At 72.0% G+C, this 14,402-nt stretch carries 13 protein-coding genes; 3 read left to right on the forward strand and 10 right to left on the reverse strand.

Annotation, left to right across the window (positions count from 1 at the left end; genetic code table 11):
- Positions 1–55 precede the first annotated feature (55 nt).
- Positions 56–910 carry a glycosyltransferase family 2 protein gene (locus ACWD0F_RS07145; protein ID WP_449873024.1) on the forward strand — a complete coding sequence of 285 codons (855 nt, stop codon included), beginning with the start codon at positions 56–58 and terminating at the stop codon, positions 908–910.
- A gap of 125 nt (positions 911–1,035) precedes the next feature.
- Here the strand turns inward: ACWD0F_RS07145 and ACWD0F_RS07150 are convergent, their stop codons facing one another.
- The 10 genes from ACWD0F_RS07150 to ACWD0F_RS07195 form a co-directional block, all read right to left on the reverse strand.
- Entirely contained in the window at positions 1,036–2,184 is a 1,149-nt protein-coding gene (locus tag ACWD0F_RS07150) for an NAD(P)/FAD-dependent oxidoreductase (protein WP_449873025.1), read from the reverse strand.
- A gap of 62 nt (positions 2,185–2,246) precedes the next feature.
- Positions 2,247–3,335, reverse strand: a complete 1,089-nt coding sequence (locus ACWD0F_RS07155) for a prephenate dehydrogenase (RefSeq protein WP_449873026.1) — start codon at positions 3,333–3,335, stop codon at positions 2,247–2,249.
- A 120-nt stretch (positions 3,336–3,455) separates the two neighbouring features.
- On the reverse strand, positions 3,456–3,815 hold the full coding sequence (gene aroH / locus ACWD0F_RS07160; RefSeq protein WP_449873027.1) for a chorismate mutase: 360 nt from the start codon (positions 3,813–3,815) through the stop codon (positions 3,456–3,458).
- A gap of 71 nt (positions 3,816–3,886) precedes the next feature.
- Positions 3,887–5,377, reverse strand: coding sequence for a pseudouridine synthase (locus ACWD0F_RS07165; RefSeq protein WP_449873028.1), 1,491 nt, complete (start codon positions 5,375–5,377; stop codon positions 3,887–3,889).
- Positions 5,378–6,096: 719 nt separating this feature from the next.
- A complete protein-coding gene (gene scpB, locus ACWD0F_RS07170) occupies positions 6,097–6,618 on the reverse strand; it encodes an SMC-Scp complex subunit ScpB (protein ID WP_449873558.1) in 522 nt (173 codons plus the stop codon).
- A gap of 490 nt (positions 6,619–7,108) precedes the next feature.
- A complete protein-coding gene (locus ACWD0F_RS07175) occupies positions 7,109–7,927 on the reverse strand; it encodes a segregation and condensation protein A (RefSeq protein WP_449873029.1) in 819 nt (272 codons plus the stop codon).
- Positions 7,924–8,865, reverse strand: a complete 942-nt coding sequence (locus ACWD0F_RS07180) for a ParA family protein (RefSeq protein ID WP_449873030.1) — start codon at positions 8,863–8,865, stop codon at positions 7,924–7,926. Before ACWD0F_RS07180 ends, ACWD0F_RS07175 begins: the two co-directional genes overlap by 4 nt.
- A gap of 116 nt (positions 8,866–8,981) precedes the next feature.
- Positions 8,982–9,887: a site-specific tyrosine recombinase XerD gene (locus ACWD0F_RS07185; protein WP_449873031.1), complete on the reverse strand. Its 906-nt coding sequence runs from the start codon at positions 9,885–9,887 to the stop codon at positions 8,982–8,984.
- Between the two features lie 15 nt (positions 9,888–9,902).
- Positions 9,903–10,514, reverse strand: coding sequence for an NUDIX domain-containing protein (locus tag ACWD0F_RS07190; RefSeq protein WP_449873032.1), 612 nt, complete (start codon positions 10,512–10,514; stop codon positions 9,903–9,905).
- On the reverse strand, positions 10,511–12,172 hold the full coding sequence (locus ACWD0F_RS07195) for a CTP synthase (protein WP_449873033.1): 1,662 nt from the start codon (positions 12,170–12,172) through the stop codon (positions 10,511–10,513). Before ACWD0F_RS07195 ends, ACWD0F_RS07190 begins: the two co-directional genes overlap by 4 nt.
- Positions 12,173–12,282: 110 nt before the next feature.
- On the opposite strand from ACWD0F_RS07195, the gene ACWD0F_RS07200 reads away from it, so the two are divergent.
- Together ACWD0F_RS07200 and ACWD0F_RS07205 are read left to right on the forward strand one after the other, a co-directional pair.
- On the forward strand, positions 12,283–12,927 hold the full coding sequence (locus ACWD0F_RS07200; RefSeq protein WP_449873034.1) for an acyltransferase: 645 nt from the start codon (positions 12,283–12,285) through the stop codon (positions 12,925–12,927).
- 145 nt (positions 12,928–13,072) lie between these two features.
- Positions 13,073–14,197: an NAD(P)H-dependent flavin oxidoreductase gene (locus ACWD0F_RS07205; protein WP_449873035.1), complete on the forward strand. Its 1,125-nt coding sequence runs from the start codon at positions 13,073–13,075 to the stop codon at positions 14,195–14,197.
- Positions 14,198–14,402 lie beyond the last annotated feature (205 nt).

Below are 14,402 nucleotides of genomic sequence, written 5' to 3' on the forward strand. Positions count from 1 at the left end.
GGCCGCCGTCAACGGGCGGAGGAATAAGAACCGCCCGCACGGTAAGTGGCCTGGTGTGACAGAGGTCGGCGGAGCGCGGGTCACGGTCGTGGTGGCCAGCAGGGACAGGCTGCGCGCGCTGGCGCGGTCGCTGCCCCTCCACCCGCGCCCGGTGATCCTCGTCGACAACGGCTCATCCGACGGGACGGCCGGCTTCGTCCGCCGCCACTTCCCCGACGTCCGTCTGATCGAGCCGGGCGCGAACCTGGGCGCGCCCGGCCGCAACCTCGGCGTCGAGGCGGCCGGGACACCGTACGTGGCCTTCGCCGACGACGACTCCTGGTGGGCGCCCGGAGCCCTGGAACGCGCCGCCGACGTGCTCGACGCCCATCCGCGCCTGGCCCTGCTGGGGGCACGGGTGCTGGTGGGGCCGGGCCGGCGGCTGGACACGGTGTCGGAGCGGATGCGCGACTCGCCGCTCGGCGTGGAACGGGACCTGCCGGGGCCGAGCGTGCTGGGGTTCCTGGCGTGCGGCGCCGTGGTGCGCAGGCAGGCGTTCCTGGAGGCGGGCGGGTTCGACGACGTGATCTTCTTCTTCGGCGAGGAGGAGCGACTGGCCGTGGACCTGGCCGCGCGGGGATGGGGGCTGGCCTACGTGGACGACGTCGTGGCCCACCACCACCCGGCGCCCGTCAGGGACCCGCGCGGACGCCGGGTGCTGGCCGCGCGCAACGCCGTGCTGACGGCGGTGCTGCGCCGCCCGTGGGGGGTGGTGGCGCGGCGGTCGCTGGACGCGCTGCGCGGCGGGCCGGCGGGCTGGGAGGGGCTGCGCGCCGCCGTACGGCGGCTGCCGCGGGCGCTGGCCGAGCGGCGGGGGCTGCCGGTGGCGGTGGAGCGGGCGCGGCGCAGGCTGGACCGGGGCGGTGGCTGATCCCCGCGTGAGAGCCGCCCCGATCACCTGAAGCCGGCGGAAGGCCCGCCTGGGCCCGCCGCCGCTTGTCACGAGCGCGTGGGGCGCGGCGGGTGGGGTCGCGGCCCCGCCCGCCGTGTGCGTCCTCAGGCGCGCCCGGCGGTCAGCGCGAAGGCCCACACGGGCACCAGGCCCCGCTTGAGCAGCCGGTACGTCTGGATCGGGCTGCCGCTCACCACTTCCTTGTACACGACGGCCGCCCGGCCCTTCAGATACCACCGGCGCGGGCTGTCGTCGGGCCGGGTGAACTGGATGACCGCGTCCCGGCGCCCCAGGCTGACGGGCTGATGCACGTAGCCGAACCTGAACGGCTTCGGCTCCCCGCCGCGCAACGTGGCGACGAGGGAGTCGGCGGCGTGCAGGCCCGTCGGGATGCCGCCCTGGCAGGTGCCGTGCAGCACCCCGAAGGGCTGGGTGACCGCGGCGGCGTCGCCGACGGCGTACACGTCGGGGTGCGACACCGAGCGCAGCGCGGCGTCCACGACGATCCGGCCGCCGGCGTCCACGCTCAGCCCGGATGCGGCCGCCAGGGGCAGGCCGCGGGTTCCTGAGGTCCAGAGCGTGGCGTCGGACTGGACGAACTCGCCGCCGGCCGTCTCGACCCCGTCCGGCAGGACCTTGGTGATCTCCACGCCGGCGCGTACCTCGACGCCCAGGCGGGCCAGCGCCGCGTCGAGGTGGGCGCGAGCCTGCTCACCCATCAGCGCGCCGGGCCGGCTCCTGGTCAGGAGCACGACACGCAGGTCCGGGCGGGCCTCGGCGATCTCCGTGGCCGACTCGACGCCGGTCAGCCCGCCGCCGGCCACGACGACCGTGCCGCCGGCCAGGGTGTCCAGGTGCGTACGCAGCCGTACGGTGCCGGCGTAGTCGTCGTAGACGTGGGCGTGCTCGGCGACCCCTGGCACCGAGACGTCGGTGCGGGCGCCGAGCGCGTAGATCAGCTTGTCGTAGCCGAGCACGCGCCCGTCGTCGAGCCGCACCTCGCGGCGGCCGGCGTCGATCGCGGCCACCCGGCCCTGGACGAAGCCGACGCCCGTTCCGGCGAGCACCTCGGCCAGCGGATGATCGGCCAGCTTCGCGCCCGCCGCGGTCTGGTGCAGGCGCAGGCGCTCGGTGAACCTCGGCGAGGCGTTCACCAACGTCACCCTGCCGCCCGTGCGGCGAGTCCTGACGGCGGTCCTGATGGCCGCCGCGACGCCGGTGTAGCCCGCACCCAAGATCAGAATGTCGGTCATTTCCTGCCTCCTCGATTCGCTCTGAAGACGGATCGAGGAGGCCCGGATGTGACATCGGCCGGCTAGGGAACCTGCCAGCCGCGTTCGCGCAGGGCCTCGGTGAACTTGAGGGCCGCGTCAGGCTGCACCGACAACTCGGCGATGCCCAGGGGCAGCCCGGGGGCGTGCTCCAGGCGCACGTCCTCGACGTTGACCCCGACCTCGTCGCACACCTGGAACAACCGGGCGAGCTGCCCGGGACGGTCGCCGATGACGACCTGGACGACGGCGTAGGAGGAGGCCGGGCCGCCGTGTTTGCCGGGGATGCGGTCGTGGCCGGCCACGCCGCGCTTGAGCAACTGGGTGATCTCGTGGGTGGCGGTGCCGTCGCCGTCCGCCAGCGCGCGCAGCGCGCTCGCGGCGTCGGCCAGGTCGTGGGCCACGGCCTCGAGCACCTCGGCGACCGGGGAGGCGTTGCCCGACAGGATGCCGAGCCACAGGCCGGGGTCGCTGCCGGCGATCCGCGTGACGTCGCGCACGCCCTGCCCGGCCAGCCCGAGCGCGACATCCGTGGCGTCGGCCAGGCGGGCGGCCACGGCGGAGGCGGCCACGTGGGGGGCGTGCGAGACCACCGCGACCGCGCGGTCGTGGTCGGACGCGCTCACCTCGACCGGGTTGGCCCCGCACAACTCGATCAGCCGCAGCACGCTGGCCTTGGCCTCGGGCCCGGACTCGTCGGTCGGGCACAGCGCCCACGGCCGGCCCAGGAACAGGTCCTCGCGCGCCGCGCCGGGCCCGGACTTCTCACGACCGGCCAGCGGATGGGAGGCGACGTAGGAGGCCAGATCGCAGCCGAGCTGCGCGGCCCGGTGGATGGGCTCGGCCTTGACGCTGGCGACGTCGGTGTAGAACCGGGCCGCGCCGTGCCGCTGCAGGTGCAGCAGCTCGGTCGCCACATGGGCCGGGGGCACCGCGATGATCGCCAGGTCCACCTCGCCCTGGGACGCGTCGCCCGGCACCCACTCGGTGCCCGCGCCGAGCTCCCGTGCCAGCCGGACGGCGCCCGCGTCGCGGTCCGCGAGCAGCACGCGCACGCCGCGCTTGCGCAGCGCCAGCGCCGCTGAGGTGCCGATGAGACCGGTGCCGACGACCAGCACGGTACGAAGTTCCATCTCGATGTCCTGATCTAGCGGGCCATTGGGAGTGCGATTGTCTCGTGACGCGCTTGCCAGGCGCTTGCCCCACGCTCTCTACTGCCTCTGCGAGGCGATGTCCTGCCGCAGCACCGCCCTCTACTGGGCGATGTCCTGCCGCAGCGCCACCGCGCCACGCAGATAGACGTGCTGAATCTCGGAGCGGGGACGGTCGACCTCGGCGTGGGCCAGGAGACGCACGACACGCGGCAGCGCGCCCGGCACGTCGATCTCGACACAGCAGATCAGCGGCACGTCGTGGAAGCCCAGCTTGCGCGCCGCCAGCGCGGGAAACTCGGCCGTCAGGTCGGGTGTGGCCGTGAACAGCACGCTGATCACGTCGTCCGTCGTGAGCTCGTTGCGCTCCATGAGGGCGCTGACCAGCTCCGTCGTGCCCCCGATGATCGCGTCGCGGTCGTTGGCGTCCACTTGGATCGCCCCGCGGATCGCCCGCACCATGCGGCTTGTCCCCTTCTGATAAGCGGGAGAGCCCGTGCGTAGATGCGCACGGGCTCCTGCGTCCGGCCAGATTACAGCTTCACGGCGGCGTAAAGTTCACCGACCTCTTTCAGCGACAGCGTCCGGATGGTTCCCGCCTTCGTCCGGCCCAGCTTCACCGGCCCGAACTCGATCCTGGCCAGGTCGATCACCCGGTGACCGGCCTCTTCCAGCATGCGCCTGACGACGTGCTTGCGCCCCTCGTGCAGCACCACCTCGACCAGCGCCTGCTGGCCGTGCTCCTGCACGATGGCGAAGCTGTCGGCCTTGGCGAGGCCGTCCTCCAGCTCGATGCCCTGCTTGAGCCGGCGACCGAGGTCACGCGGGATCGGCCCCGGCACCTTGGCCCAGTATTTCTTCTGCACGCCGTAGCTCGGGTGCGTCAGCCTGTTGGCCAGCTCGCCGTCGTTGGTGAGCAGCAGCAGGCCCTCGGTCTCGGTGTCGAGCCTGCCCACGTGGAACAGCCTCGGCGCCAGCTCCTCGACGTAGTCGGCCAGGCACGGGCGGCCCTGCGGGTCGTCCATGGTGGACACGACGCCGATCGGCTTGTTCATGGCGTAGTAGACCAGGTCGGGAGCGGTCGGGATACGCTTGCCGTCCACGTGGATGACCTGCGCCGCCGGGTCGACCTTGGCGCCGAACCTCCGTACGACCTGGTTGTTCACCGTGACCCGGCCCTCGCCGATCATCTCCTCGCAGGCCCTGCGGCTGGCCACGCCCGCCTGCGCGAGCACCTTCTGCAGCCGTATGCCACCGGGGACCTCGGTGGTGTCGCGCTCGTCGGTGTAGCCCTCGGGATAGAAGGCGTGGTCACGAAGGGGCTGGCGGGCCGCCTTGACGCGGTCGTTCTGCGGGCTGCCCGGGGTCACGCGCCGCCCGGTGCCGCCCACCGTCTGCACGTCGTCCCGCCTCGGGGCGCGCGCGGGACGGGCGTCGCCGTCGCGCTTGCCGTACCGGGAACGAGTCGAGGACGTGGCGCCCTTGGGAGCGGCGTCCTCCCTGCGCCCGCTACGGCCGGCGCGCAATCCGCCACGGTCGCCACCCTCACGGGAGCCCTGGTAGCCACCCTCGCGAGAGCCACCCTGGTAACCGCCCTCACGGGAGCGGGAGCCCTGGTAACCGCCCTCGCGAGAGCCACCCTGGTAACCGCCCTCACGGGAGCGGGAGCCCTGGTAACCACCCTCACGAGAGCCACCCTGGTAACCGCCCTCACGGGAGCGGGAGCCCTGGTAGCCGCCCTCACGGGAGCCGCCCTGGTAACCGCCGCGGGAGTTTCCACCCTCACGGCCACCGCCCTGGTAACCGCCCTGGCCACCGCGCGAGTATCCGCCCTCACGGTCGCCGCGCTGGAAGCCCCCCTCGCGGTCACCGCGAGGGGACCGCTCGTCACGGGCGGGGCGTTCATCGCTGGCGGGGCCGCGCGAGTAACGGCCTTCGCGGTCGCCGTCGCGTCCGCCGCTGTAGCGGGCACGGGCTCCGCCGCTGCCGGCGCGCAGAGAGTCACGGGCGGACCCCCCGCTCACCGGGCCGCGCCCGAACCCACGGTCACCGCCACGATCGTCGCGGCGCGCGTCACTGCGGAAGCCGCCGTCACGCGATTCACCACGGGAACCCCGGTCACGGGATTCACTACGGGGTCCGCTGTCGCGGGATCCGCCACGGAAACCACCCTCACGGGGGCCACCGTCACGGGTACCGCCGTCACGCGATCCCCCACGGAAACCACCCTCGCGGGAGCCCCCACGGAAGCCGCCCTCACGGGGGCCACCGTCACGGGAACCACCCTCGCGGGAGCCCCCGCGGAAACCACCCTCACGGGGGCCGCTGTCACGGGCACCGCCGCGGAAGCCGCCATCGCTGGAGCCGCCACGGGGACCACCTTCGCGGGAACCGCCACGGAAACCACCCTCACGGGGGCCACCCTCGCGCGATCCGCCACGGAAACCACTGTCGCGGGAACCACTGTCACGGGGACCGCCGCGGGAAGCACCCTCGCGGGAACCGCCACGGAAGCCGCCCTCACGGGGGCCGCTGTCACGGGCACCGCCGCGGAAGCCGCCGTCGCTGGAGCCGCTGCTACGCGACTCTCCACGATCACGGTCGGACCTGCCGCGGGAGTCGCCATCGCGGCTCGATCCGCCGCGGGTGTCGTCGGAGCGGAAGGCGGGACGCCCGCCGCGGCCGGAGCCGCCGGTACGTCCACCACCGCGTCCATCACCGGACGGGGTGCTGCGCCTGTTGATCACTTTGTTGTCTCCTCGAGATTTTCCACGTCGTCGGGGAGGAGGGGAGCGAGCTCGGGGAGTTCGCTGAGATCCCGCATTCCCAGACGTTCAAGGAAGTATGAGCTTGTCCGGTAGAGCACCGCTTGGCTCTCCGGGTCGGTGCCGGCCTCTTCGACCAGCCCCCTGGCGACGAGCGTCCGCATGACGCCGTCGCTGTTCACACCGCGCACGGCGGCGACGCGGGCCCGGCTCACCGGTTGCCGGTAAGCCACGACCGCGAGTGTCTCCAGCGCGGCCTGGGTCAGCCGCGTCTGCTGGCCGTCGCGGACGAACCGCTCGACCAGGGACGCGCAGTCGGCACGCGTGTAAAACCGCCAGCCGCCCGCGACCTCTCGCAGATCAAAACCCCGCCCGGCGGCGGTATATTCCGCCGCCAGCCCCCGCAATGCCGCGGTGACCTCATGGGTGGGCCGTTCCAGAACCTGCGCCAAGGTGATCTCGGCGACGGGTTCGTCTACGACAAGAAGGATAGCCTCCAACGCCGCCTCAAGCGTCGGCCCCCGGGTTTCCGTGGGTTGCGCACTCGGCTCAGGGTCAGGACCCGCCCCGTGCTCGCCAGACACGCCCTGCGCGCTCTCCGGCGCGTCCTGCGCCTCCGCAGCAGCGCTCTGCCCCTCCACGGGCCCCTGCTCTGCCACGGACGCGCCCCGCGCCTCACCCGCCGGCACCTCGGCCGCCGAAGCAGCGTCGGGCAGTGTGCGCTCGCCCAGAGCATCATCGACCGAAGCCACACCCACCGGCACCACCGGCATCACCGGCCCCTCCGACGCCACCGGCTCCTCCGGCCCCTCCGACACCACCGGTGTCAGAGGGTTCGGCGCCGGTGCGTCGTCAGCGCTCTCGTCGGCCGCGTCCTCGACCGCCGGCGCCCCAGGCTGAGCGAGAGAGCCGGGCAGCGTCATCCAGGCAGGCAACACGGCCGGCTCGGAGTCCGGGGACTGGCGAGGGGTGGGCAACGGGTTGGGCTTGTCAGTCATTGGGTGCTTTCTCCGCGGATTCCTCGTAGTCGTCCCCCACCGCGACGTCGCCGTCGTCGGAGCCGGTCCAGGTGACGTGCAGGTCTCCCAGCGGCTCGATCTGCTCGAAAGTCACCGCCGACTCCCGGAACAGCTCCAGCACCGCCAGAAACCGGGCGATGACCTCGATCGTCCCGTCACAGTCGGCCACCAGCGCGCGGAAGGTGGCCCGCCGCATCCGGCGCAGGTGCATGACGAGGATGGCCGCCTGCTCCTTGACGCTCGCCAGCGGCTGGTAGACGTGCCCCAGGTTGACGGTGGGCGGGAGCTTGGGGGTGAAGGCCTTGGCGGCGATCCTGGCGAGCTGCTCGGGCCCGATCCCGAGGATGAGCTCCGGCAGCAGGTTGGCGAACTGCTCCTCCATCGGCGCCAGACGCGGGAAGCGCAGCGCCTCCGCCGCCATCCGCCCGGCGAAGATCTTCGCCACCTCTTTGTACGCCTTGTACTGCAGCAACCGCGCGAACAGCAGGTCCCTGGCCTCCAGCAGCGCCAGGTCCTCCTCGTCCTCCACCTCGCCCGAGGGCAGCAGCCGGGCCGCCTTCAGATCGAGCAGGGTCGCCGCAACCAGCAGGAAGTGGCTGGTCTGGTCGAGGTCCCACTCGGGACCCTTGGAGCGGATGTAGGAGATGAACTCGTCGGTCACCTGGGAGAGCGAGACCTCGGTGATGTCCAGCTTGTGTTTGGCGATGAGGCCGAGGAGCAGGTCGAAGGGGCCCTCGAAGACGTCCAGATGGACCTGGAAGCCCTGAGGCTCGGTCTGCTCCGCGGTCACCTGGCCATTGTGGCAGGCGCCGGCCAGCGCGAGAGCACTTCGCGGGCCAGCTCACGGTAAGCGTTGGCGCCGAGGGAGGACGGGTCGAACGTGGTGATCGGCTCGCCGGCGACGGTCGCGTCGGGGAAGCGCACCGTGCGGTTGATGACCGTGTGGAACACCTTGTCGCCGAACGCCTCCACCACCCGGGCCAGCACCTCGCGCCCGTGCAGGGTACGCGCGTCGTACATGGTGGCGAGCAGCCCTTCGATCTCCAGGTCCTCGTTGAGCCGCTCCTGGACCTTGGAGATCGTGTCCATGAGCAGCGCCACACCGCGCAGGGCGAAGAACTCGCACTCCAGCGGCACCATCACCCCGTGGGCGCAGGTCAGCGCGTTGATGGTGAGCAGGCCCAGCGACGGCTGGCAGTCGATGAGGCACACGTCGTAGTGCGGCAGCAGCGGCTTGATCACGCGGCCGAGCACCTGCTCGCGGGCGACCTCGGTGACGAGCTGCACTTCGGCCGCCGACAGGTCGATGTTGCTGGGCAGCAGGTCGAGGCCATCGACGCCGGTCTCCAGCAGCACGTCCTCGGCGGTGACGTTGCGCTCCATCAGCAGGTTGTAGACGGTCAGGTCGAGCTGCAGCGGGTTGATGCCCAGCCCGACGGAGAGCGCGCCCTGCGGGTCGAAGTCGACGAGCAGGACCTTCAGCCCGCACTCGACGAGCGCCGCGCCCAGGTTGATGGTGGTCGTCGTCTTGCCGACGCCGCCCTTCTGGTTGACCATCGCGACGACGCGCGCCGGGCCGTGGACCTCGGGGGCCACCGGCTCGGGGAACGTGGGCCGGGGCCGCCGGGTGGGGCCCAGGTTGACGCCGTTGGGAGGCGCGTTGGTCTTCGTGTCGCCCCAGGGGTTGTCGGGGGTCCCCGGGGTCGAACCCTTGGTCGTGACAGTCACCAGCTCGAACCTCCCTGACGATCCCGAACCGGACCGTCCGGACGGACACTATGGCGTCACCACTTAACGCGGCAAGGCGGCACGCCGAGGGCGGCGCACACCGCAAAGACTATAGATCACTGCCGGGCACGGGGATGTGCGGCGGCATAGACCTCGCGAAGCTTGTCGACCGTGACCAGGGTGTAGACCTGCGTCGTCGTCACCGAGGCGTGGCCGAGCAATTCCTGGACCACCCTAACGTCAGCGCCGCCGTCCACGAGATGAGTTGCGAAGGAATGCCGGAGTACATGCGGACTTATCCGGGCAAGTCCAGCGCGTACGGCCGCCGCCTGAAGCACCTCCCAGGCCCCCTGCCTGGTCAAACGGCCGCCCCTGGCGTTCAGAAAGACGCCGGGGGTGCCGCGCCCGTGGGCGAGCAGGCCGGGCCGGGCCCGCACCAGGTAGGCGTCGAGCGCGGAGCGGGCGTAGCGGCCCAGGGGCACGACCCGGGTACGGCCGCCCTTGCCGCGCAGGCGTACCTGGTCGGCTTCGAGGTCGTCCACGGCCAGGCCGACGGCTTCGGAGATGCGGGCGCCGGTGCCGTACAGGACCTCCAGCAGGGCGCGGTTGCGCAGCGTGAGGGGCGCCCCGTCGGGGCCCGACGCGGCGATGAGCCGCTCGACCTCGTCCACGGCGATGGCCTTGGGGAGCCTGCGCAGCTGGCGGGGCGGGCGTACCTCGTGGGCGGGGTCGTGGGCCGTCACGCCTTCGCGCAGGGCGAAACGGTGCAGCCCGCGCACGGCGGAGACGGCCCGCGCGGCCGAGCTGGCGACGAGGGCGGGGTGGTCGCGGTCGCCCTCGCGCAACGCGGCGAGGAAGGCCTGGACGTCGGCCTCCCCCACCTCGTCGAGCCGCAACCGCCCGCGTGCCTGCAGATGCTCGAAGTATCGGCGCAGGTCACGACGGTAGGACACGAGCGTGTTGGCAGCCAGGCCCCGCTCCACCGCGAGATGGGCGAGGTAACTGGAGAGCACCGCCTCCACGAATGGGTCCTTCCGTCACGCCTCAGGGGCATCGGCGGGGCGCAACAGGGCGAACCCCTCGACCGAAGCCGCATATGCGGCGAGGATACCGGCCACGGCCGGGGAATTGTGGATCATTCCCATGAGCGCCTTCTCGACCGCGTCGGTCAGCGGGACCCATTCGACCGGCATGTCGATCTCCTCGTGCCGGTGGACGAAGCCGTTCTCCTCGTCGGGGATCCTGGTCAGGTCGCGGGCGAGGAACACCCGGATGCGCTCGTCGCTCATGCCGGGCGAGGAGCGCAGGTCGGTGAGCGTGTGCCAGGTGCCGGCGCGGTATCCGGCCTCCTCGGCGAGCTCGCGGGCGGCGCCGGCGACGAGGGGTTCGCCGGGCACGTCGCGGAGGCCGGCCGGCAGCTCCCACATGAGCTGCCGGACCGGATGGCGGTACTGCCGGATCAGCAGGACCCGGTCGCGGTCGTCCAGCGCGAGCACGGCGACGGATCCGGGATGCACCACGTAGTCGCGGTCGGCGACCTCGTCGCGGGGCATCTTGACGGTGTCGGTGACCACCCGGATGACGTGGCCGCGGAACCGCTCGCTGGACTCGGCGACCTCCCACGCCTCGGGCGTGTCTTCGATCTTCACTTGCCCACCTTGTCACCGACGCGGCCGTCCGCGAACGCCAGGGACGCGGTGACCAGGCCCTTGAACATCGGGTTGGCCCTGGTGGGGCGGGAGCGGAACTCGGGGTGCGCCTGGGTGCCGATGAAGAACGGGTGCACGTCGGCGGGCAGCTCGGTGTACTCGACCAGGCGGCCGTCGGGCGACAGGCCCGAGAAGACCAGGCCGACCTTCTCCAGCGCGTCACGGTAGGCGTTGTTGACCTCGTAGCGGTGGCGGTGCCGCTCGTCGGCCTTGGCCTTGCCGTAGAGCTGCCTGGCCAGGGTGCCCTCGCCGAGCTTGGCGGTGTAGCTGCCCAGGCGCATGGTGCCGCCCATGTCGCGCTCGCCGGCGACGACGTCCTCCTGGTCGGCCATGGTGGAGATGACCGGGTGCTTGGTGTCGGGGTCGAACTCGGCGGAGTTGGCGTCCTCGATGCCGGCCATGTTGCGGGCGGCCTCGATGACCATGCCCTGCATGCCGAGGCAGATGCCGAGCAGCGGGATCTTGCCCTCGCGGGCGTGGCGGATGGCGCCGATCTTGCCCTCGATGCCGCGCACGCCGAACCCGCCGGGGATCAGCACGCCGTCGACGCCGTCGAGCTCGCGCTCGGCGCCCTCGGGGGTCTCGCAGTCGTCGCTCTTGACCCAGCGGATGTTGACGCGGGCGTCGTTGGCGAACCCGCCGGCGCGCAGCGCCTCGGTGACGGACAGGTAGGCGTCGGGCAGGTCGATGTACTTGCCGACCAGGGCGATGGTGACCTCCTTCGCCGGCCGGTGCACCCGGCGCAGGAGCTGCTCCCACTCCTTCCAGTCGACGTCGCGGAAGGGCAGGCCGAGGCGGCGCACGACGTAGGCGTCGAGACCCTCCGAGTGCAGCACCTTCGGGATGTCGTAGATCGAGGCCGCGTCCACGCAGGAGACGACGGCGTCCTCGTCCACGTCGCACATCAGGCTGATCTTGCGCTTGATCGCCGTCTGCACGGGGCGGTCGGAGCGCAGCACGATGGCGTCCGGCTGGATGCCGATGCTGCGCAGCGCCGCCACGCTGTGCTGCGTCGGCTTGGTCTTCAGCTCCCCGGAGGGGCCGATGTACGGCAGCAGCGACACGTGCAGGAAGAACACGTTGTCGCGCCCGACCTCGTGCCTGATCTGCCGCACGGCCTCCAGGAACGGCAACGACTCGATGTCGCCCACCGTGCCGCCGACCTCGGTGATGACCACGTCCACGTCAGGACCGGCCATGCCCCGGATGCGGTCCTTGATCTCGTTGGTGATGTGCGGGATGACCTGGACGGTGTCGCCCAGGTATTCGCCCCGCCGTTCCTTGGCGATGACGTTGGAGTAGACCTGGCCGGTGGTCACGTTGGCCGAGCCGTGCAGGTGGGTGTCGAGGAACCGCTCATAGTGGCCGACGTCAAGATCGGTCTCGGCGCCGTCCTCGGTGACGAAGACCTCGCCGTGCTGGAACGGGTTCATGGTGCCGGGGTCGACATTGAGGTAAGGGTCGAGCTTCTGCATGGTGACCCGGAGTCCGCGCGCCTTGAGCAGGCGGCCGAGGCTGGACGCTGTGAGCCCCTTGCCGAGACTGGAGGCGACACCGCCGGTGACGAACAGATGCTTGGTTTGCGATGCGCTGCGCAAAGGGGCTCCCGTGGCTCGAGGTGTGGTCTAAGTGTCCACGGGCTCTCAGAATATCAAACAACGCCCCTCACATGCCCGAACGGCATGACCTAACGGTAACTTTGGGCCCTATGTCACTTGTACGGCGGGCAATCGGCACGCTGATTCACCGTGCCTACACGGCGATCCGGCAGGCCGGTGCGATCTCCCCCGCGTCGCCGGCCGGCCATCGGTTCGGCCGGTTGGGCGACGGCGTCAGCATCGCCTTCCCCCCGGGAGCGATCTTCGGCGAGCGGTGGATCGAGATCGGCGACCACACGCTGATCGGCGAACGCGTGTCGATCTCGTGCGGCATGGGCCCCGGCCTGGACCTCGGCCCCGGCTCGATCCTGCGTGTCGGGCGCGGCTGCTCGATCGGGCGGGGCAGCCACATCGTGGCCCACCAGTCGATCGACATCGGCGACGACGTCTTCACCGGCCCGTACGTGTACATCACCGACCAGAACCACGTCTACGACGACCCCGACGTCCCGATCGGCAGGCAGTGGCCGCGCAACAGTCCGGTCTCGATCGGCTCGGGCTCGTGGCTGGGCGCGGGCGCGATCATCTTGCCCGGGACCACGCTGGGCCGGCAGTGCGTGGTGGCGGGCGGGGCGGTGGTGCGGGGCGAGTTCCCCGACCACAGCGTGGTCGCCGGGGTGCCGGCCAGGCGGGTCCGCGGCTACACGCCGGAGCTCGGCTGGCACAGCCCGCTGACGCTGGACCCCGCCTCCTGAAGCGCCGACGCCGGCGGGGACCGGGCCACCCCGGCGCAAGCGGCTGAGAAAGGAGCCTTCCCGACGCGGGCGGCTGAGAAAGGGCCTTCCCGATGGGGGCCGCGGGGGATGGACCGAGCGGCGTTCTGACGGATAGCGTCGGGTCATGCGGACCGGCATCTGTGAGCGTCTGGGCATCGAGTTCCCGCTGTTCGCCTTCAGCCACTGCCGCGATGTGGTGGCCGCCGTCACGAACGCGGGCGGGCTCGGGGTGCTGGGCGCCATCGCGTACTCCCCCGAACAGCTCGACGCCGAGCTCACCTGGATCGACGAGCGGGTGGGCGGCCGGCCGTACGGCGTGGACGTGCTCGTCCCCGGCAAGGTCGACGTCTCCGCGCTGGACCAGCGGGCGCATCTGATGGACCACATCCCGGACCGGCATCGCGACTTCGTCGCGCACCTGCTGGCCAAGTACGGCGTGACCACGCCGGCGCAGCCGCTGACGGCGGTGGCCGACGAGTTCGGCCGGCGGGTGACGGCGGCGGGGGCGTCCGGGCTGATCGACGTGGCGCTCAAGCATCCGATCGGCCTGATCGCCAGCGCCCTGGGGCCGCCGCCGCCGGAGATGGTGGCCCGCGCCAGGGAGGCGGGCGTGCCGGTGGCGGCGCTGGTCGGCACGGTGGAGCACGCCCGCAGGCAGGTGGCGGCGGGCGCGGACCTCATCGTGGCGCAGGGCACCGAGGCGGGCGGGCACACCGGCGAGATCGCCACGATGGTGCTCGTGCCGCAGGTCGTGGACGCGGTCGCGCCGGTGCCGGTGCTGGCGGCCGGCGGGATCGCGTCGGGGCGGCAGATGGCGGCGGCCATGGCGCTCGGCGCGGAGGGCGTGTGGTGCGGCTCGGTCTGGCTGACCACCGAGGAGGCCGAGACGGCGCCCGCGGTCAAGCGCAAGCTGCTGGCCGCGTCGTCGCTGGACACGGTCAGGTCCAGGTCCCGCACGGGCAAGCCGGCCCGGCAGCTCAAGTCGGCCTGGACGGAGGAGTGGGACTCCGCCACCGAGAGCCCGGGCCCGCTCGGGATGCCGCTGCAGATGCTGGTGGCCGAGGGCGCGATGGCCCGGATCGGGGCGGCGGCCGAGAAGGGCGAGCCCGGGGCCGTGGAGCTGGTCAACTACTACGTCGGGCAGGTCGTGGGCCAGCTCGACCAGGTGCGCCCCGCGCGTGAGGTGGTCTACGACATGGTCAGCGAGTTCGGCGACGCGGTGGAGCGCCTGGCCCGGCTGTCCGGGTGACCGGTCATGCGCCTGGCCCGGCTGTCCGGGTGACCGGTCATGCGCCTGGCCCGGCTGTCCAGTGAGCGGTCAGGCGCCCGTCCTGGCGGGGGTGGCGGTGAAGACGTACAGGTAGGGGTGGCGCGCCTGGATCGTCCCGTTCACGATGGTCTGGGCCAGAGCCAGCGCGCCGTCGTCTACCGGCTGGCCTTCAACGAGCGCGCTG

The sequence above is a fragment of the Nonomuraea sp. NPDC002799 genome (genome assembly GCF_053592075.1).

Excerpts from the sequence above, each read along its gene's own strand:
- ACWD0F_RS07150 (WP_449873025.1), bottom strand. The coding sequence starts at position 2,184 with ATGACCGACATTCTGATCTTGGGTGCGGGCTACACCGGCGTCGCGGCG.
- ACWD0F_RS07155 (WP_449873026.1), bottom strand. The coding sequence starts at position 3,335 with ATGGAACTTCGTACCGTGCTGGTCGTCGGCACCGGTCTCATCGGCACC.
- aroH (WP_449873027.1), bottom strand. The coding sequence starts at position 3,815 with ATGGTGCGGGCGATCCGCGGGGCGATCCAAGTGGACGCCAACGACCGC.
- ACWD0F_RS07200 (WP_449873034.1), top strand. The coding sequence starts at position 12,283 with ATGTCACTTGTACGGCGGGCAATCGGCACGCTGATTCACCGTGCCTAC.
- ACWD0F_RS07205 (WP_449873035.1), top strand. The coding sequence starts at position 13,073 with ATGCGGACCGGCATCTGTGAGCGTCTGGGCATCGAGTTCCCGCTGTTC.